20 protein-coding genes are annotated in these 17,525 nt (G+C 61.9%); 5 read left to right on the plus strand and 15 right to left on the minus strand.

Translation table 11 applies throughout. The features are described from left to right. Positions 1-250: 250 nt before the first annotated feature. On the minus strand, positions 251-865 hold the full coding sequence (locus tag ACK3EW_RS21190) for a hypothetical protein (RefSeq protein ID WP_493807734.1): 615 nt from the start codon (positions 863-865) through the stop codon (positions 251-253). A gap of 90 nt (positions 866-955) precedes the next feature. On the opposite strand from ACK3EW_RS21190, the gene ACK3EW_RS21195 reads away from it, so the two are divergent. The 3 genes from ACK3EW_RS21195 to ACK3EW_RS21205 all read left to right on the plus strand — a co-directional run bounded on the left by ACK3EW_RS21195 (position 956) and on the right by ACK3EW_RS21205 (position 5,310). Continuing rightward, on the plus strand, positions 956-2,689 hold the full coding sequence (locus ACK3EW_RS21195) for an inositol monophosphatase family protein (RefSeq protein WP_493807735.1): 1,734 nt from the start codon (positions 956-958) through the stop codon (positions 2,687-2,689). A gap of 462 nt (positions 2,690-3,151) precedes the next feature. After that, positions 3,152-4,084 carry a hypothetical protein gene (locus ACK3EW_RS21200; RefSeq protein WP_493807736.1) on the plus strand — a complete coding sequence of 311 codons (933 nt, stop codon included), beginning with the start codon at positions 3,152-3,154 and terminating at the stop codon, positions 4,082-4,084. Continuing rightward, the gene (locus ACK3EW_RS21205; RefSeq protein WP_493807737.1) at positions 4,081-5,310 is read left to right on the plus strand and encodes an MBL fold metallo-hydrolase; all 1,230 of its coding nucleotides are present in this window, start codon (positions 4,081-4,083) and stop codon (positions 5,308-5,310) included. The genes ACK3EW_RS21200 and ACK3EW_RS21205 overlap by 4 nt, the downstream gene beginning before the upstream one ends. A 306-nt stretch (positions 5,311-5,616) precedes the next feature. Here ACK3EW_RS21205 and ACK3EW_RS21210 read toward each other — a convergent pair whose 3' ends face one another. The 3 genes from ACK3EW_RS21210 to ACK3EW_RS21220 are packed head-to-tail and all read right to left on the minus strand — an operon-like array spanning position 5,617 to position 6,758. Beyond that, positions 5,617-6,279 carry a hypothetical protein gene (locus tag ACK3EW_RS21210; RefSeq protein WP_493807738.1) on the minus strand — a complete coding sequence of 221 codons (663 nt, stop codon included), beginning with the start codon at positions 6,277-6,279 and terminating at the stop codon, positions 5,617-5,619. Then, positions 6,276-6,485, minus strand: coding sequence for a hypothetical protein (locus ACK3EW_RS21215; RefSeq protein WP_493809789.1), 210 nt, complete (start codon positions 6,483-6,485; stop codon positions 6,276-6,278). The genes ACK3EW_RS21210 and ACK3EW_RS21215 overlap by 4 nt, the downstream gene beginning before the upstream one ends. After that, positions 6,486-6,758 (minus strand): hypothetical protein, encoded by a 273-nt coding sequence (locus tag ACK3EW_RS21220; RefSeq protein ID WP_493809790.1) that lies wholly within the window; start codon positions 6,756-6,758, stop codon positions 6,486-6,488. Here ACK3EW_RS21220 and ACK3EW_RS21225 point away from each other — a divergent pair. Together ACK3EW_RS21225 and ACK3EW_RS21230 are read left to right on the plus strand one after the other, a co-directional pair. Then, complete coding sequence (locus ACK3EW_RS21225) at positions 6,657-7,301, plus strand: BrxR family transcriptional regulator (protein ID WP_493809769.1); 645 nt, start codon at positions 6,657-6,659, stop codon at positions 7,299-7,301. The two genes, ACK3EW_RS21220 and ACK3EW_RS21225, sit on opposite strands and share 102 nt — an antisense overlap. Continuing rightward, positions 7,298-7,939: a DUF1819 family protein gene (locus ACK3EW_RS21230; RefSeq protein WP_493807739.1), complete on the plus strand. Its 642-nt coding sequence runs from the start codon at positions 7,298-7,300 to the stop codon at positions 7,937-7,939. The genes ACK3EW_RS21225 and ACK3EW_RS21230 overlap by 4 nt, the downstream gene beginning before the upstream one ends. Here ACK3EW_RS21230 and ACK3EW_RS21235 read toward each other — a convergent pair. The 11 genes from ACK3EW_RS21235 to ACK3EW_RS21285 all read right to left on the minus strand — a co-directional run bounded on the left by ACK3EW_RS21235 (position 7,855) and on the right by ACK3EW_RS21285 (position 17,165). Continuing rightward, entirely contained in the window at positions 7,855-8,901 is a 1,047-nt protein-coding gene (locus ACK3EW_RS21235; protein ID WP_493807740.1) for a S49 family peptidase, read from the minus strand. The two genes, ACK3EW_RS21230 and ACK3EW_RS21235, sit on opposite strands and share 85 nt — an antisense overlap. Then, the gene (locus ACK3EW_RS21240) at positions 8,898-9,158 is read right to left on the minus strand and encodes a hypothetical protein (RefSeq protein ID WP_493807741.1); all 261 of its coding nucleotides are present in this window, start codon (positions 9,156-9,158) and stop codon (positions 8,898-8,900) included. The genes ACK3EW_RS21235 and ACK3EW_RS21240 overlap by 4 nt, the downstream gene beginning before the upstream one ends. Next, on the minus strand, positions 9,155-10,756 hold the full coding sequence (locus tag ACK3EW_RS21245; protein WP_493807742.1) for a phage portal protein: 1,602 nt from the start codon (positions 10,754-10,756) through the stop codon (positions 9,155-9,157). The genes ACK3EW_RS21240 and ACK3EW_RS21245 overlap by 4 nt, the downstream gene beginning before the upstream one ends. Positions 10,757-11,385: 629 nt before the next feature. Continuing rightward, the gene (locus tag ACK3EW_RS21250; protein WP_493807743.1) at positions 11,386-13,440 is read right to left on the minus strand and encodes a terminase gpA endonuclease subunit; all 2,055 of its coding nucleotides are present in this window, start codon (positions 13,438-13,440) and stop codon (positions 11,386-11,388) included. After that, a complete protein-coding gene (locus ACK3EW_RS21255; RefSeq protein WP_493807744.1) occupies positions 13,346-13,843 on the minus strand; it encodes a hypothetical protein in 498 nt (165 codons plus the stop codon). The genes ACK3EW_RS21250 and ACK3EW_RS21255 overlap by 95 nt, the downstream gene beginning before the upstream one ends. 89 nt (positions 13,844-13,932) lie before the next feature. Next, positions 13,933-14,328, minus strand: a complete 396-nt coding sequence (locus ACK3EW_RS21260) for a hypothetical protein (RefSeq protein ID WP_493807745.1) — start codon at positions 14,326-14,328, stop codon at positions 13,933-13,935. A 98-nt stretch (positions 14,329-14,426) separates the two neighbouring features. Beyond that, a complete protein-coding gene (locus ACK3EW_RS21265) occupies positions 14,427-14,648 on the minus strand; it encodes a hypothetical protein (protein ID WP_493807746.1) in 222 nt (73 codons plus the stop codon). A gap of 88 nt (positions 14,649-14,736) precedes the next feature. Continuing rightward, the gene (locus ACK3EW_RS21270; protein ID WP_493807747.1) at positions 14,737-14,943 is read right to left on the minus strand and encodes a hypothetical protein; all 207 of its coding nucleotides are present in this window, start codon (positions 14,941-14,943) and stop codon (positions 14,737-14,739) included. Between the two features lie 122 nt (positions 14,944-15,065). Next, positions 15,066-15,266: a hypothetical protein gene (locus ACK3EW_RS21275; RefSeq protein WP_292270695.1), complete on the minus strand. Its 201-nt coding sequence runs from the start codon at positions 15,264-15,266 to the stop codon at positions 15,066-15,068. A 63-nt stretch (positions 15,267-15,329) separates the two neighbouring features. Beyond that, positions 15,330-15,638 (minus strand): hypothetical protein, encoded by a 309-nt coding sequence (locus tag ACK3EW_RS21280; RefSeq protein WP_493807748.1) that lies wholly within the window; start codon positions 15,636-15,638, stop codon positions 15,330-15,332. A 201-nt stretch (positions 15,639-15,839) separates the two neighbouring features. Further along, positions 15,840-17,165, minus strand: a complete 1,326-nt coding sequence (locus ACK3EW_RS21285) for a site-specific DNA-methyltransferase (RefSeq protein ID WP_493807749.1) — start codon at positions 17,163-17,165, stop codon at positions 15,840-15,842. Positions 17,166-17,525 lie beyond the last annotated feature (360 nt).

Here is a 17,525-nt window from a genome sequence, read left to right on the forward strand (position 1 = left end):
CTGGGAGGAGCTTAGTGAAAAAGAATGCTGCGTGTCCGCGGACCGGTTGATGTGTTGCCCAGCGCGCGACCATATATTCATATTCAAAAAAAGCACCTGGGTGAACTTTCATCCCGGCGCAACTCTTCGATGATCAAGGGGTACGTCAAGGGGGGCAGCTTGTAAACCCTCAATGTGAATCGGAGTCACTTTTTTGGTGCACGGTGACTTGCGTTATGTCACTGGAAAATTGTGCGGACGAGAAAGGCGGTCAAGTCACCAGCGCCTTTCGCAGGTTGTCAGCGGTCCAGAGTTTGCCGGTGGGGCTGGGCAGGCCCTCAGCGTTCAGGGTTGCGGCGGTTGTGCTAAAGCTGGCGCCAGTCGCCCGCAGTAATTTTGCGCGTGCTAGTGCATTGGCAAGCCGGGCTGGTTTTCCTGCGCTCCAGTCTGCTTGCCGTTGCCGCCAGTCTTCGAAATGTGAGGCTGGATCGAAGGGCTTTCCATCGATTATCACTTCTTCGGGGTAAACCATCTCGAGCGTTAGTCCGAAGTGGCGGGCGTGATTTTGTAGCGACTGATGGCTGCGCCAGTTCTGTGCAGCAGAGAAATCAACCAAAAGCACGATGGCCTGATTTACCCCGGCAAGGGCGGAGATAGTTTTCAGCGCCTCGCTGACTGTCTCGCTGCCACGGTCAGGGAAAATTTCCAGAAACACTGCCTCATGCACGAGTTCTAGGCTGTTGGTCTTGGCGTGGCGGCGGATGAGGTCGCGCTGATAACGGATGGTGCGGCTTTGAGCGGCGGCATCATCGACTTGCGTGGACAGCTTGTTGAAACCCGCCCATGGCACCGGAAGCGTCCAGTAAAATCCGATTGCCTTTTCCATCCTGCTCCCACCGGTCAGGAAAAATCCGAGCTTTCCGCATGGCCGATCAACCCATGCCATTATGAATGCATCGGAACAGAAGAGGATGCCATGATCCAGACCCAAATTGCGCCAGCCAACCTGTTGCCTGCTGTTCTTGCCGCTGTCACCACCGTTGGTGCGCTGATCCGGCGCGAGTTCCACCGCCCTGGCGGTCCGCGCACTGCGGCTAGCAAAGCCCTGGTTGATGCCGAGGTGGAACATCTTTTGAAAGTGCGGCTTCTGACGCTTTTGCCCTGCGGTTGGCAGAGCAGGGAAACCGCGACGCTTGCCAGTCGCGACGGTTGGGAATGGGTTGTCGATCCGCATAATGGCGCTTCAGATTTTCTGGCAGGTCATCGCGGTTCGGCGGTGTCAGTGGCGTTGCTGCGGCAGAGCGATCCGGTACTCGGTGTGGTGCATGCGCCGCTTTGGCCGCATGATGGTGGCGAGATGATCGCCTGGGCCGAAGGCGCCAACCTCTCCCGCAACGGTCGTCCGGTTGTGCCGGTGGCGGGCTTTGCGGAGCCGGTGGTGGCGGTGGGTCTTTCAGGCTTGATCGAAGGCTCCGGCTTGCGCGCACTGGCGCTGCCTAGCCCAGCCTTCCGATTGGCATTGGCCTCGGTTGGGGAGGTGGCTGCCGCAACCAGCGATATCGATGGTCTCGATGTATGGGAGATTGCCGGGGGGCTTGCGCTGCAAAAAGGGGCAGGCATGCGGGTGGTCGATCTTCGTGGCCAGTCCATCGATCTGCGGCATGGGGCATTTTCCGGCATCATCGGCGGGGATCCTGCAGTGATAGAGAAGTTTTTGTCAGACCCGCCGCACCAAATTGTGGCATCCGCCCGTCTCGGCTTGCCTGCCGTACGAGTGGCGGATGCCGACAGGCTGTCTAAGGCGCAGGGCTGTCTACTGGGGCTTTTGGCAGGCGATGCGCTAGGGTCGCAGGTTGAATTCCAGACAGTGACCGAGATCACCGCCCGTCATCCTAGTGGGCCGCCCGATTTGGTCGATGGCGGTACTTGGAACCTGATCGCCGGTCAGCCGACTGATGATGGTGAAATGGCGCTGGAGCTTGCGAGCGCATTGCTCGCGGCGGGTGGATTCGATGCGCAGGTAGTGGCTGCGGCCTATGTCGGCTGGCGACGTTCCCGGCCGTTCGACATCGGCTCAACCACCTCGGCCGGGATCGCGGCGCTAGCGCGGGGTGGGCGCCCGGTATCGGACAGTCAGGCCAATGGAGCGCTGATGCGGGTGGCACCGATCGGCATGGCCTGCGCTGGCGATCCCGTCCGCGCAGCGGCATGGGCGACGGCGGATGCCGGGCTGACCCATCCAAGTGCGGTGTGCCGTTCGGCCTCTGCCGCCTTTGCTGCGGCGGTGGCGGCGGGGATTGCCGGGGCTGATGGCGCGACCATGGCCGATGTCGCTGCGACTCATGCCGAAGAAGCAGCGGTCCGCGCATGTGTCATCGCCGCCCGTAATGTGCCTCCGGCGGACTATCAGCGTAACATGGGCTGGGTGCTGATCGCGCTGCAAAACGCTTTTTATCACCTATTGGCCGGTCACGCGCTGGAGCCTGCGCTGATCACCACGGTGGCGTCGGGGGGAGATACAGATACCAATTCTGCGATATGCGGCGCACTTTTGGGGGCGACGCAGGGGTGGACGGCGGTGCCTCTGCGCTGGCGAAATGCGGTGCTTACCTGCCGCCCCGGCGGTCCACACCCGCGTCCTGCCCAACTTTGGCCTGACCGCGCACTGCCGGTGGCCGAGGCCCTGCTAACCCTCGCACAGGAGAAATGAGGTGATCGTAGAAACCTTGGTCGGGCAGCTATTCCACTGGAAGCACGAAATACTGATGTGCGCAGTACCGCAAGCCATTAGTTGATTTCGTCTGGGTCTTTGCCAAGATTCACCCCGCGCTGGACGCGGGACCTAAGGCGACCTACCGCCGTTGCGTGCGCGAACGTCTGGGCTGGAACAGCATGACGTTGGGTGCGCTTGGAAGGGAGTTTCTCACTTCTCCTAGACCAGCTTTTTCGTGCTGGGGCAGTGGGTTGCCGCAAAACTTGGCGACCTATGACGCGGGATCGCGACTTTTTCATGGTTCCAAGGCAACGGTGTGTCGTAGATTTTCATCCATGACTGAACTCTGATCCGAAAATCATGTGCTGTTTGCGCTACAAATCAACCGCGATCGCCGTAAAGCCGTAAATTCAAAACGCCCTCACAGGAAGCCCATCGGGCAAAGAAAAGGAACGACCAGTGACAACGACTTTTGAACGGCGGCTAAATACCAAGCTGCTGACTGAAGATGTTGTTAAGGACACGCCGCTGCTACAGCATCTGCTTGCGCTTTGGGCTCCCGCCGGCACCGATAGCCGGGAAGGACAGAGGCTGCGACTTGCGATCCGCAACAACTATGTGAATTTCTACGCGCACGGCCAGTCACTGGCCGAAGTGAAGTTTCATCTACTTCAGAACAAGTTTACGTTCCGCGTTCACAAGAAATATTGCGGAAAGGGCGACAACGTTCGGGACTATGTTTCTGTTGGTCTCCAAACCTCTGCCAAAGAGCTGGAAGCGTGGCGTGAAACCGCCTTGGCACTCAACAGCAAAAAGGCGGAAAAGATGTTTGTCGACGCCCTGATTGCAGCCAATGAGTCTGCCATTGACATGGAAATGGCCTTTCCGGGGGCGGTGAACGCAGAGGGCAACAAGGCGGCACCACGCGCTGATCTGGTTTTGCTGGAGCCCTGCGTAGGCGGTCATCGCATCGTGTTCTGGGAGGCAAAGCTTTCAACCAACCCCGAGGTCCGGGCAAAGGGTCACACTGAACCCAAAGTTCTTCGGCAATTGCAGAAGTATCGGGATTGGTTTTCGGATGAACGGCAAGCTGAGGTGATTGATGCATATCGGAACGCCTGCAAACTTTTTGTGCAATTTCAGAATTTGTCAAAAAGGGATACGCCCTTAGGCAAGGTGATCACGGCGGTCGCGGCTGGCGAAGGCGGCCTTTGGGTTGATCCGAACGTACGTCTGGTGGTCGATGATCGCGGGCTTAACAAGCAAGGGAAACCCGTCTCTTTGTCGCCTTCCTTTCTTGCCAATGGTCACGAAGCCAAGCTGCGGGATGCGATCACCCCGCTGCATGTGATCCGCCCGGGTGACAGCCTGCTACTAGCGGTGCGCGCATGAGCTTGACCGTGACTGTCCACCGCGGCACCCGCCAGATCGGCGGCAGCGTGATCGAGATTGCTCATCCCAACGGCGAGCGGTTGCTGCTGGATGCCGGGCAGGCGCTGGATCTTGGTGATGGGGAGCAGGATCAGCTTCCTTCCACACTGGATCTGGCCAAGCCGGCTGCGGTGTTGCTTACCCATGCCCACCTTGACCATTGGGGGCTTGTTCACAAACTGCCCACCGACTGGCGGGTGCATTGCGGCAAAGCCACCGCTAGGCTGATCAAGGCAGCGCCTTTTGCGGATGCCGCGTTGCCCCATGAATTTCAGACCTGGTGTGTATCGGGCAGCGCAGTTCAGATCGGAGCTTTTCGCGTCACAGTCTATCTGACTGACCATTCCGCCTTTGACGCATATATGCTACAGATCGACGGGGCGGAACGGCGCGTCTTTTACACTGGTGATTTCCGCCGCCATGGCCGCAAATCCACGATTGTCGACAGATTGATGGCCAACCCGCCCAAAGATGTCGATTTGCTGATCACCGAGGGCACCAACCTTGGGACTGAAAAGCCTACAGTCACTGAAACTGAACTGGAAGCCGATCTGGTCGCACGAGCGTCCAAGGTTCAGGGGCGCATCTTCGTTGCATGGTCGGGGCAGAACATCGACCGCACTGTCACGCTTTACCGTGCAGCGAAGCAGACGGGCCGGGATCTGATCATCGACCTTTATACAGCTGACATACTGGAGCAGATCGCCGAGGGTACCGGCTTACCGAGGCCTGGTTTCCCGAATTTGAAAGTCGTGATCACCCGCGCTTTACGGCACCATTATAGCCTGTTGCGCGGCGAGGCGTTCATTGAACGCATGCTGCCCCATGCCGTTGCCGCCGATAAACTGCAGGGCAGCCAAGGCATCATCATGCTGCGGCAAGGGCTGGTAAAGGATTACCGCGCTAAAGGCGTGGTTCCAACAGCGCAAGACTTGTTCCTGTGGTCGATGTGGGAAGGCTATCTTGCCAAGGGCGACAAGGCTTTCGACTGGTGCAAATCCGCAGGCACCCCAATGGGCAAGTTGCACACCAGTGGCCATGCCTCCACGGCAGACCTGATGGCCTTTGCCGCTGCGATAGCCCCCAAGGCGATTGTCCCAGTGCACGGGCAGAACTGGTACGCCCCGCCAGATGGTTTTGGCCCGATATTGAACGTCACCGATGGCGCTCCGATAATTTTACCATGACGCCAACCATCCTGCTTGGAGCTTTTCATGCAGCTTTCGCGCCGACAAAGCGGTGGACCGCTCGACAGGGGACGCGCGCCGGGTCGCGATTGCCCTCGGTGCAGGTAGTCGATTACGGTCTGGGTCACCCTGTCAGGATTTCCAGGCGGCAACTTTGATATCTGTATTTTGTCATGCGGCCAAGCATCTTGCAGGGTGATTAACGAACGACCGAAATGCGAAAGCCGCATTGTTTCTTCCACTCACAGAAAATAACATGGACCTGCACCATTGCTCGACCTGATCTAGTTTTCGCCTTTCTGGCGCTCACCTCCCCCATGGCCGACATTTCGGCATCACGCCTGTAACCTCAACCTCTCGCAGCAACCCCACCGTCTGCAGCCCGTCGCGTAAGTACTCCAGCGCCTGCCACCAGTCGTGATACGCGCGTCGCGCGGCGTTGATCTGCTCTGGATAGGGCCGCCACATGACGGGGCAGGCCAGGACCTCAACGGTTCGCCATTTTCCGCGGGACCAGACACGCTCGGTGCCAACGACGATTGTGACAGCTTTTGGTCCATGCTGGTTTTCAAGGACATCCACGGGCACACAGCGCGGCACGGCGCCCGGCATCCAGTCTGGCGACATCCCCGCGCGGGCGAGCTCTGCCACGCGGATGGCCATGCGCTTGCCGCCGAGACTGTCCGGCAGCCCGGCGACAATCGCAGCGATGACCTCGGCGTCGGGATGGGTGTAGCTGCCCAATTTGTAGCGCCCGCCGTCCACAGCGGTGCCAAGGACGGCGCGCTGCGCCAGCACGTGTTCCAATCCGAAGCTGCGGGGTTCCCCATCATCGGTCCCAGGCTCGGGCAGGTCGAGCTGGGCTTGCTCAACCCGGAAGGCCCATTCGAGTGCCTGCTGGATGTTCAAGCTGCGCTTGGCGCTGGCGCCTGCGCGGGAGCGGGCGTGCAGGCTTTGATCGTGTTTCACTGGATGTTCCTTTCGCGCAGGCGCTGGGCGGTGACGAGGCCGCGGTTCAACATCTGATCGCGCATGGCGTTGGTGATGGCGTTGGAGGGCAGGTAGCGGTCCGAGTTGACCCAATCGGCGTAGAAGGCGGGTGGGTCGGCGCTGGGCGGGCTCGCCGTACACGCGGTGACGGCCTTTGCCGAAGCCTTGGAGAGCGGAATCGCCAATCATGCCAGCCACTCATCCAGCTTCGACCAGCGCCTCCGCCCCGAGATATTCTTCACCGCGATCGCCACGGCCTTCTTCTGACCAACGAGCACGACCAGCTTCTTTCCCCGGGTGACGCCGGTGAGCAGGCCAAGCGCAACCTTGTTTATGACAAGAGCCTGCGCACGTATCTGCGTGGTAAGCACTTCAAGCCCAAATATCTCAAGCCGGACGCAGAGGAGTATTTTGCCCAGCTGCGTGCGGTTGATCAGGGGCTGGTCAGTGCCGAGCAAAGCTGGATCAGCTTTTTCCCGGGCTTTGGCGCAACGCCGACGCCCGCGCGGGGTGTTTCCCCGGAAACCCTGCGTGACGTGCTCGCAGCGATCCGCGAGCCATCCGCCTTGCAGGTGACCTATCAGTCCATGTCGCGGCCCGAACCCAGCGCGCGCTGGATTGAGCCACATGCACTGGCCTTTGACGGGTTCCGATGGCACGCCCGGGCGTTCTGTCAGAACGACCAAGTGTTCAAGGACTTCTTGTTGTCTCGGATCGTCGAGGTGGGTGATCAGGGGGCCGTGACCGCTGAGCCCAGCGCTGATGAGGCTTGGCAAAGGGAGATCGTGCTTGAGATCGGCCCGCATCCGGACCTCTCGGATAACCAGCGCCGTGCCATCGAGATGGACTACGGCATGGAGGAAGGCAGGGCTCGGATCGCTGTCCGCCGCGCGCTGTTGTTCTATGCGCTGAAGCGTCTTGGCCTGGACACCGACCCAGCAGCACGCCGTCCCCAGGACCAGCAGATTGTCCTTCTGAACCGTGACGAGGTCATTAGATGACCATGGCGGCACGGAAAGCAGAGATTGGGGCGAAGCAGCCCTACAAGATGTCCTTCACCTCCGGGGGGCTTTTCTTGAACGAATGCATCGATCTCGCCGAGAGCTACCTGGAAACCCGCGACTGGGATGTCACGATCTCCCAGTTGCAGGCTGATGGCCTCACATCATCGCCCAAGCAAAAGTCAAAGCGTCGAATACTCCGGGAACTGGTCAATCGCATCGAAACGCTGACCGAGGACGAGTTGCGTTTCCTGGTTGAGCGTGCCGATCGACAAGATCAAGCGCTGCTCATTTGGCTTTCCTTTTGCCGTGCCTACCGGCTGGTCCGCGAGTTCACACTCGAAATCGTGCAAGACCGGTATCTCGCCTATCAGCTGGATTTGTCGACCGACAGTTTCGATTTGTTCTTCGAGCATAAAGCCGAGTGGGATGACACTTTGGCCTCCACCTCTGCCTCCACACGCGTTCGCCTCCGGCAGGTCGTGTTCAAGACCATGCGAGAGGTTGGGATTATCTCGGAAGAAAACCGGATCCAGTCGAGTTACCTCTCGCCTCAGCTGCGCGCGCTGATTGAGGCGACCAATCCGGCTGATCTGGCCGTGTTCCCTGGAGTTGTGATTGAGGGAGGTCTGTCGTGAGCCTGCAATTGACGCGCAAAGAACGCGCCGAGCATCTGTATCGGGTCATCACCAGTGAGCGCTTCCTGACGAAGCAGGGACTGGGCAATGAAGTGCCGTTCTTCATTTGCCCGTTTCCGGCCGAAGAAGGCCTCACGATGATCGAGGACCGGCTCGACCTGATTGAGCGCATTGGGCATGGGGCCGGCACGCCCTTCGGAAACGAGACCGACGAATTGGTCGTAGATCTTCATAACCTCCGCCTGCAGGTCTGCGCGCACGGCGTCCGAGAGCGGTCCGAACGGATGTCCGTCCACCTTGTGGGCGCCCGCGTGAATCAGCGTTGGCTTGACACCGCGGTCCTCAAGTTCCCCCGAGCGATCAAAATGGGTCAGCACCACGCCGATCGATCCGACCATTGAGGTCGGCGAGACGATGATTTCCGATGCCGCACTGGCGATGCCATAGGCGGCAGAAGCAGCGACGTCATTGACGAAGGCCAAGACCGGTTTGGTCTGGTTGATCGCGCTCACCAGTCTGGCCGTCGCGAACATCCCCGTGGCCTCACCGCCGGGGCTGTCGATGTCGAGCAGGATCACCCGAACTTCCGGATCAGCTCGCGCATCCCTCAGCTGCGCCGCAATGCCCTCGTAAGACACGAGCCCCGAACTGGCCCCGATCCAGGCGCCGCGGTTCACCAGACTGCCGACGATCGGCAGGATCGCAACGCCGTTTTCCACGCGCATGGACCCCACGCTGCCATTGTCGCGGCGGTATGTGCCAACGAAGCGGTTCGATTGCGGGTCTGGCGCCGCCAATGGCGCGATGCCGATCCGCCCCTGCAACACATGCAGGATCAGATCGACCTTGTCCGGATGCAGCAGCAGCGGCCGGTTCAGAACTCGGCTCGCGATCTGCGCAAGCGATGGTCCTGCGCTCCGTTGAAGATCGGGCTCCAACATGGTCCCTGGGAGACCGGTCATCGCAGCCCTCCTGTTCCCAGAGCAAACCGCATCGGCCGACGGCTCTGGTGTCGGGCACAATCCTGTTCGAAACCCCGAATGACTGCCAGGAGCCGGTCGGGATGCGCACTGTGATACCGCACCGAGCGTTCCACCCCGTTCGATCCCGCCCGGAACCGCACCTCCATGGCGCCTTCACCCGCAACAAGCTGGACATAGACCTGCCGCAAGCCGGCCGCCGCCGCGCAGGGGTCAGCCTCATCGATCTGAACTGTCATGGGTCATCCTCTGCATCCGCGTTGGCGGGGTCAGCGTCTTGGTCATCGTCGTCACCAGCCTCATCGCCGTCACCGCCTGTGGGACCACCGCCCTGCGCCCCCATCATCTGCGGCTCCGGTAGACCGTATTCGGCCCGCAAGGCCCGCTCTTGCGCCAGCTGCTGGTAGACATCGTCCACATCGGCACCGAGATCGGTGCAGATCATCGCATCCGACATCACGCCGAGCCGCTTCCAGACCTCATGCGCCTTGGCTTTCTTCAGATCATCCGCCTGCGGTCGCGGATCGCCGCGCCACTCCGCCCGGCACGCCGCCGTGCGGTTGGCCATGAACCCTGCCACACCGCCCGGAAAAGGCACACCGCCCGCTTCGATCTCTTCCTCGAGCCAGGCCTCGTAAATCGGCTGACAGAACGGCGCCATGATATTCCGCCGTCGCGCTTTCGTGATCGCGAATATCTCCGTCGTCGCCGCCTGCAGCGAGGAATAGGTCGCCCCCACATTGTCGCCCGTCGCGCTTTCATAGGTCAGCCCAAGGCACCGCGCGAGCTCTCGCAGCAGATGCATCGAGAAGGCTGCGTATTCCGAAGATGGCTGGTTGGCCGTGTGGAAGGTCAGCTCCTGACCCGGAAACAGATGCGCCAGCCGGCCATTGATCCCGACATCCAGCGTGCTGTCGTCATAATACCCCGCCACCATCTCGATATACGCCTCCATCGGCGACACACCCTGCGCCAGCATCTGCGCCTGCTCCTGCGGCGTCAGCAGACCCGCCAGCACCTGCTCGGTCGGCTCGTCCGAAGTGATCGTCACCGCAAAGAGCGTCTGCACGATCGCCGCCATCAGCGTGGCATCCGCCAACTGGTCGAATTGCCGCGCCACCTGCAGCGCCGGAACCAGCGGCGAGATGCCCCGATGCGTGCCCGGCGCACCCTCGAAGACATGGATCACCCGCGGGCGTCCCGCCCGGTCCCGCGCCCGCACGTCATATTCCACATCATGACGAAACAGGTCCTTGCGGATCGCGCGGTAGCCCACCGGCATGCCGTCAGCATCCGTGTAGACCCCGTTGATCAGCCGTCGCAGGCTTTCGGTCTTGCGCGACAGCCGCTGTGGCGGCAGCAGGCGCACCTTGGTGCCGTAGCGGTTCCATGGGCGTTTGCGCCAGGGCAGTTCCGCGAGGATTTCCCCGGTCACCAACCAGGACCGAAAAGCCGCCGCCTGCATCTGGCCAAACGTGCGCAAGCCCTGAATGTCGCATTCCTGTGCGCTGCGGGCCCAGAGCTCGAACCGCCGCTCCACCGTCTTCGCCCAATCGGACGCCTCCGAGGGCGTCATGCCGAAGGTCTCGTTTTCCGGCAGGGCTTTCAACTGCAGCCCCGTACCCACGGTATTGGCCACACATTGCTCCATGGCACCGGCCAGCCAGCCGCTGTTGTGCAGCAGGTCCTTGACCCGTGCCGCCGCATCATCCCAGGCCTCGCCGATATCGTCCTGCGCCTCCCGAAGCGCAGGCTTCCACCCCGCAAAGGTCACGCCCCGACCGCCGCGCATGTATTTGCCCGAGGGGCGCGGCAGAGGGGTGGGGCCTTGTGGCACGGCTAGCGGTATCGCCTCTGCAAGGAGAGATTTGAGCCTTTGAATCATGAGCAATTGACCTTATCGGAATACTGCGGCTGGCCTGCACCTGTTCTGCTCCAGCCGCCTGCCGCTGCCTCCGCGTTTGCTCGGAAATTGCGTTGACGGCAGCGGCGCAGCGCAATGCATTTTTTCTTGAGTTCCCGGGTTCTCGTTTTTTAACTGACTGGGCAGCCTCAGGTTTTGGCGGTGGGAGGCTGCATATGCTGCATGTCGGGTGTTCCCAGCACACGACAGAAAGCATGGGCAGCGCCCTCAAATGCTCTCCAAGTTGGTTTCGTTGAAACAGACCGAGGGCGCTGCCAAATCATCTTTCTTCGTCCTCACCGCGGAATATAGGTATTCATGCGCGCGCATTGGACATGCTGAGATTTTTGCGGTTTACCTTGCCTCGCAGTGGGGATTCGTGACGATACCGAACTGCATCTGCCCGGGTTGCTGTGTTGTTCGAAGGCACGCGCATCAACAAGGGTAACGGCAGCGCCCTCCTTTCCGTCGTTCGCTCACCTCGTTGGAGGGCGCTGCCATCTTGCGCGGTGGCCTGCCGCGCTGCGCTCTGTGCACCGGCTTCTCTTGAGCCGGCGCGGGCGCTATCTGTTCAGCCTGCTGCCGTGGCGCGCAAATCGCGCCCGCAGCGCGCCGCCGCCTCCGCGGACTGGGGAACAGCGCGATGTTGGCGGCGGCGTTTCAGCATCCTCGCCACCCACCTGCGCCTGATCATGTGCGCCGGGCACCGCCGCCTCGCGATTCGGGGCCCGCTCAACGCCCTCCGGAATGCGCTGCACATTCATCGTGTAGCCGATGGCGGCACAGAGCGCCTCGCAGTCGAGATAGTGGTTGTGACGCGAGCGTTTCACCCAGACCGGCTTGCCCTCAATCACCACCCGGGCCTCCGAGGTCAGCTGCTTGCAATACTCCTCCGTGATCGCCTCATGCACATGAAACGCCCCCGGCTGATCCGCCGGTGTGCGGATGCGCGACATCACCAGCGACTTGAAGAAGTCGGTCGACAGCGTCACCAGATCGATCGAATAGAGCGCCTTTTTCCCGTCCGGCTTCACCTCGATCTTCGACACCCGGTAGGGCGGGCTCTGCTGATCCCGCCCCTTGGTGGGCGAACAGAGCCAGCTGTAGCGACGGCAGAACTCGTAGACCTTGTGCTCGTTGCCCAGCTCCGGCTTGTCCGGCCGGAAGCCTGAATCGATGAACACCTTCTCGATCTGCAGCCCACCCACCTGTGTCAGCATCAGATCGGCCAACGCCGACCAGACGTCATCGTCTTCCGTCGGACCGTAGAGCTCGCCATGGTCGATCAGCCAGGATGTTCCCCGCGCGCCAAAGGCCCGGATCACATAGACAAGGCTGAACTTCTGCACATCCACACCCATCACCAGCCGCAGCCCACCCGCGGGCACATCCCCGGGCCGGTAGGGCTGGCGCCGCTCCAGGATCTCCTGCCAGTCCGGCACATCCCCCGAGGCGGTCATGGCATGGCATTCGCCAAACCCTGCATTCATCGCCGTCTGGATGCGACCATGATCGCCGGACTGCAGCGCCGTGAGATAGGTCTCCGCCCGCTGGCCCCAGGTCACGAAGGGCGAGCAAAGCCCGGAGGTCCACATCGACAGCGTGGCGCTGTCAGCCGACGCGCCGGTGACATGCGCCGCGTCATCCTTGAGCGCCACCTGCTGCCCCGGTGCGACCATCGCGCCCCGGGCATTCATCCAGACCTTGTCGGTCTCCACATGCTGCGCGCCGCAGCGCGGACATTCCAGCGTTGCGGCCTGCTTGGCCTGCGCGGGACTGCCCGTCTTCGGCCAGCGCAGCTGCTTGAAGCGCGGGATGAAGTAGTCCGCGCAGGACCGGCAGGGCCAGGCCCAATGGTGCCGCGTGCCCTCCTGCCAGAGCCTCCAGATTGGGCTTTCCAGATCCTCCGGGCTGGACCGTGCCCAGAACTCCAGACCGCTGGCATCATCCGGTTCGATCTCCACAAGGCCTCGCGCCGGTGTGCTGGTGATCGCGGTGACAAAATCGGCGTAGGTCTCGCCCCGCGCCTCCACCAGACCCAGCACATCCCCTTGGCCTTTCACATTGGCCATCATCTCGTCGTATTCATCGATCAGCGCCAGTGCCGCCGGGTCGGACTTCAGCGCCGTGGACGAGCCCGCATGCGCAAGGCGCAGCCGCACACCGGCCACATGCTTCAGCGTCTTCTTCATCCGCCGGCCGCGTACCACCTTGCCCGCCAGCGTCTCCGCCTCATCCAGCAGCGCCATCAGCCGTGGCTCGAACTGGTCGGTCAGGAACTCTTTTGTCGGCCCGACATACAAGATCGGTGCTGGCTTTTGATCGAGCCGCGCCCCGATGATGTCCAGCATGCTGTCGGTCTTGCCCGACTGCGCCGAGGTCACTGCCACCACCCGGCGGTAGCCGCCGCGATGCACCGCCGAGGACCACGGGATCATGTAGGGTGTCAGCCCCGGGTCCCGCGGTCCGGGAATACCCGCGGTCTCGGGATACACCCGGTGGACAGCCGCCCAGGCCGCAGGGTCACGCTTCTCGCTCGGCCTCCAGATCGCCGCGACCAGCGCCCAGAGCTGCGCCCGCTTTGTCCGCGCCGCCGGCAATGCGCTGGAGGGAGTCATCAATCACCTCTTCAAGCACCCGTCGCGCCTCCATGTCGCGCGTGTAGCGCGCTGCCAATCCCGCAAGTTCGGCGCGGACAAGGGCGGCCATTTCGCCAATGACCGCCCGGGCATCCTCCATGGCGATCAACTCGCGACTGCGTTCCTGAATGCGCAGTTCGATCTCGCGGGTGCGCGCCTCCGAGGCGCGTGTGGCGGCTGCGGCCTTGTTGTTCTTGGTGATCTGGTCTTCGTAATAGGCCACGGCACCGCGGATGACGGCCACCAGCGTGTATTCGCCGCGATTGGCGCGCTCGATATATCCCGCCTTGACCAAACCCTGCACCCAGCGGTCGGAGCGCCCCAGCAAGGCCGCCGCTTGGGAGACGGTGATGGTCTGGCCGCGTGGGCGGGACGTGGACATGGGTCATTCCCTCTAGAAGGCAGAGTGTACGCAACAAAGCGGCAGCCCCGGTTGGGGGGCTGCCATTCGTGATAAGTGAAACGTGCGTGTCAGACGTCTGTTTCTGCCAAAATGGCGTAATGGGTGACCCAACCATCGAGATGAGGCAGGCCTTCGGGGATGCCGTGACTGGCCTCGGTCTGGGCGGAGATGCCGCGGCGTTGCCATTTGTCGATCGTGGCCTCGAGGGCTGCCTTGGTGTTTGTCTCGCCAGAGCGCAGGGCGTCGATGACCTCATCGGCGAAGTGACGCCCCATCTTGCTGTCCAGGAAGTCGCGGATGCCGATCATCTCGGCCTCGCCTTGGGCATTGACCGCCTCGGCGATCAGGGTGCTGGCCGATGTCCAGAAGACGGCGCTGGTGCAATCGCGCAGCGGGCAGGTGGTGACAGTGCCGTAAAACCCATAGGCGGTGTTCTGGCTGGGCAGAATGGTGCGGTTGGTCATTTTGGGTGTCTCCCCGTGTTCATGGCGCGCAGGATGGCGTGCTTTCTACGGACCCAAGCCCGGACCAGCCGGGCAGGGGGGGGGGGCAGGCTGCGCGATCAGGACCATGTAAACTCGATGCTGGCGAAGTCCTCTTTCTCGAACCCGTCAGCTGTGAAGTCGTCAAAGATGTCCTGCGGTTCGCGTTCGGTGTCGAAGTAAAAGCCTCCGATCAAGCGGTTTGCAGTCTTGGCTTCGGTCTCCAGAAGGATGCTGCCAAGGGCACGCTCGATGCTGTCGTGTGCGGTGCGCGGGTTTGCAAAGCGGATGGTGACTTGCATGTCGGTGTCTCCTGTTCGTGCGCCGCGTGCATCGCGGGCCTTCTACCGCCGCGAGCCCGGAGGTTCCGGGCTGTTGTCGCGCCGCGGGTCAGGCGGCTGTGTGGGTCTTGATGCAGATCTCTGCGAGGTAATCCCGCAGGGGGGTGTTCACCGCGAGTTCGGCGAGCATCTCCGTGATCGGCATGTCCGCCTTCTTGGCAAAAACCTCGACGGCGGTGGGGAGCACGATGAGCGCTTCGGGTGGCATGCGCATCTGCGCGGCAATCGGGGCGAGGGCTTCAGGTGTCAGGGCCATGTCAGGTCCTCCGGGATTGGGAGCCGTTTCCGGCGAAGGATCATCATGTTCGCTCTGTAAAACCCGATAGTGTAGAGAATTCAGCCTCATAAGATTGCTGATATACGCGGGCGATTGTTCGATCAGAGCACATCGAACCAGCGCATGGCGGTTTGCAGCAGGTGGTCGTAATCGCCGGATGTGGCCTCGGTGACGAAGGCGGTGATCTCGCTGTCCCGCAACCCGGCCTCGCGGGCGGCTTTGCGGCAGCGGCCAAGGATGGCGAAGGCATTGCCATCCTCGCCGGTGAGCGGAACGGTGATGTGCGGATGCTTGGGGGTCATGCTACGGGTCTCCTGTGATTTGCCGCAAATGCAGCCCCGGCGCATTGAGCCGGACAAAGTGGGTTATCTGTTTTGCGGGCAGGGGATCCTGCGCAGCCATGTTGCCCGGCCATTGCCCTGCACGAGCCAGTATCCTTCGCCGTCCTCGTCCCGTGTCAGCCAGCTTTTGGGGATGGCGCCGAGCGCGTTGCCGATCGGGTAGCCGCGCAGCCAGACAACATTGCCAGCCGCGTTGTTGTTGACCCTGTCAGGCCCCTCGTTGCGCGTGCGCAGTTCCAGAAAGGCGCCCTCGGCGCGGATCACGTCGCCGATCTGCAGCGCGTGTGTGGTCACCGTCTCGTAGGTGTCGCCGTTGATGATCGTGATGGTCATGTTGCGTATCTCCCCGGTGTTGCGTCGCGTCGCGCAGATCGCGCCGCTGCTACTGCCGCAAGCCCGGAGGGGCCGGGCAGACGCGGAGGAGGGGATGCCGTCAAAGGCTGTTTCGGCACACAGAATTGATCGTTTCTACCCGGTTATCCACGATAATCGGGGTCAGAAGATGGCTTTCTCGCCGGCATCCTTGTCATGATCTTATCCGGGGTCGTCGTCGGTTTCGGCGTCCGTGTCCTCACCGGTGGTGGCTTTCGCGCCAGACCGTGTGCCAAACGCCTGTCCGGTGCTTTCCAACACGGCGACCTCTCCGGTGAAGTCCTGCCAGCGTGTGACGGCAACATCGACATAGGCCGGGTTCAATTCGAGACCCAAACAGACCCGTCCGGTCATTTCCGCGGCAATCAGCGTGGTGCCTGATCCCATGAACGGTTCGTAGACGGCCTGGCCCGGGCTCGAGTTGTTCTCGATGGGCCGACGCATGCAGGCCACCGGCTTCTGCGTGCCGTGGATGGTGCTGGCATCCTGATCCTTGCTGGAGATGTGCCACAGGGTGGTCTGCTTGCGATCCCCCGACCAATGACCCTTGCCGGAGGTGCGGACCGCGTACCAGCATGGCTCGTGCTGCCAGTGATAATCGCCGCGGCTCAGAACAAGCCGCTCCTTGGCCCAGATGATCTGGGAGCGGATCGCAAACCCGCAGGCCTCAAGGCTTTCGGCCACGGTCGCGGCGTGCAAGGCGCCGTGCCAGACATAGGCCACATCCCCGGGAAAGAGCGCCCAGGCCTCGCGCCAATCGGCCCGGTCGTCATTCAGCACCTTGCCGGTGCGTTTGGTCTTGGCCGCGCCTGCGGTATTCCGCCAGGCCGGATCATACGCCACCCCGTAAGGTGGATCGGTGCACATGAGCAGAGGTTTGACGCCTCCCAGCACTTTTTCGACATCGGTCGCCACGGTGCTGTCGCCGCAGAGCAGCCGGTGCGCGCCGAGGATCCACACGTCACCCGGCCGTGTCCCCGGGGTTTCAGGCAGCTCCGGCACATCGTCCGGATCGGTCAAGCCGCCTGTGGTCTCCACCAAGGCGTCTGGCAGCATCTCCGCCAGGTCGTCCGCGCTGAACCCGATCATTCCGAAATCCTCGATCCCGAACTCCGACCGCAGGTCCTCGATTTCCAGGCGAAGCATCTCCGGGTCCCACTCGGCGATCTCGGCTAACCGGTTGTCCGCCAGCGTGTAGAGCCGTCGGTCTTCCTCCGTCCAGCCACGGGCCACCATAACCGGCACTTCGGCCAGGCCCAGTTGTGCTGCCGCCATCAGCCGCCCGTGACCCGCGATGATCGTGCCATCCTCCGCCACCAGCATCGGGATGGTGAACCCGAACCGCTGCATGGACGCCGCGATCTGGTCGATCTGGTCCGCCGGGTGCTGCCGCGCATTGCGGGTATACGGCACGAGATCGGCGACCTGCCACATCTCGACCTGCGCCGCGGGCCAGGCCCGGGCGGTGTGTTCTGCATCAGCTGTCATCTTGGACCTGTTCTTTGGGTGCGAAAACCGGGCCGGCGAACCGAAACGGGGCCGGGGTTGGGTTAATCAATCTTGGGTGGTGCCGCGCCGATTCAGAGACGCATCAGGCGGGTATTTCATGCAAAAAACACGCTGTTTTGCAGCGCCGACTGTTCGTCAAATCGACGCCTAAGTCATTGAAAACATTCGGTCAGACCACCTCTGAAGCGCACAAGATCGCGGTTTCAATTTGCGAAACCAGCGGGGGGCATTTCGGCAATTCGAGACCCAAGCCATTGAAATCCTTGCATCGGACCCTCTCTGAAACGAAGCGAAATGGATTTTTCAAAAAATAAAAAACACGAAAATCCCGCGAGGCGG

It is taken from the genome of Marivita sp. NO-S04, from assembly GCF_059070475.1.

What these genes read in the sequence shown, in the direction of transcription:
- ACK3EW_RS21205 (WP_493807737.1), top strand. Translation starts at nt 4,081, where the DNA reads ATGAGCTTGACCGTGACTGTCCACCGCGGCACCCGCCAGATCGGCGGC.
- ACK3EW_RS21250 (WP_493807743.1), bottom strand. Translation starts at nt 13,440, where the DNA reads ATGACTCCCTCCAGCGCATTGCCGGCGGCGCGGACAAAGCGGGCGCAG.
- ACK3EW_RS21230 (WP_493807739.1), top strand. Translation starts at nt 7,298, where the DNA reads ATGACCATGGCGGCACGGAAAGCAGAGATTGGGGCGAAGCAGCCCTAC.
- ACK3EW_RS21285 (WP_493807749.1), bottom strand. Translation starts at nt 17,165, where the DNA reads ATGACAGCTGATGCAGAACACACCGCCCGGGCCTGGCCCGCGGCGCAG.
- ACK3EW_RS21260 (WP_493807745.1), bottom strand. Translation starts at nt 14,328, where the DNA reads ATGACCAACCGCACCATTCTGCCCAGCCAGAACACCGCCTATGGGTTT.
- ACK3EW_RS21270 (WP_493807747.1), bottom strand. Translation starts at nt 14,943, where the DNA reads ATGGCCCTGACACCTGAAGCCCTCGCCCCGATTGCCGCGCAGATGCGC.
- ACK3EW_RS21240 (WP_493807741.1), bottom strand. Translation starts at nt 9,158, where the DNA reads ATGACAGTTCAGATCGATGAGGCTGACCCCTGCGCGGCGGCGGCCGGC.
- ACK3EW_RS21255 (WP_493807744.1), bottom strand. Translation starts at nt 13,843, where the DNA reads ATGTCCACGTCCCGCCCACGCGGCCAGACCATCACCGTCTCCCAAGCG.
- ACK3EW_RS21275 (WP_292270695.1), bottom strand. Translation starts at nt 15,266, where the DNA reads ATGACCCCCAAGCATCCGCACATCACCGTTCCGCTCACCGGCGAGGAT.
- ACK3EW_RS21235 (WP_493807740.1), bottom strand. Translation starts at nt 8,901, where the DNA reads ATGACCGGTCTCCCAGGGACCATGTTGGAGCCCGATCTTCAACGGAGC.
- ACK3EW_RS21280 (WP_493807748.1), bottom strand. Translation starts at nt 15,638, where the DNA reads ATGACCATCACGATCATCAACGGCGACACCTACGAGACGGTGACCACA.
- ACK3EW_RS21265 (WP_493807746.1), bottom strand. Translation starts at nt 14,648, where the DNA reads ATGCAAGTCACCATCCGCTTTGCAAACCCGCGCACCGCACACGACAGC.
- ACK3EW_RS21190 (WP_493807734.1), bottom strand. Translation starts at nt 865, where the DNA reads ATGGAAAAGGCAATCGGATTTTACTGGACGCTTCCGGTGCCATGGGCG.
- ACK3EW_RS21195 (WP_493807735.1), top strand. Translation starts at nt 956, where the DNA reads ATGATCCAGACCCAAATTGCGCCAGCCAACCTGTTGCCTGCTGTTCTT.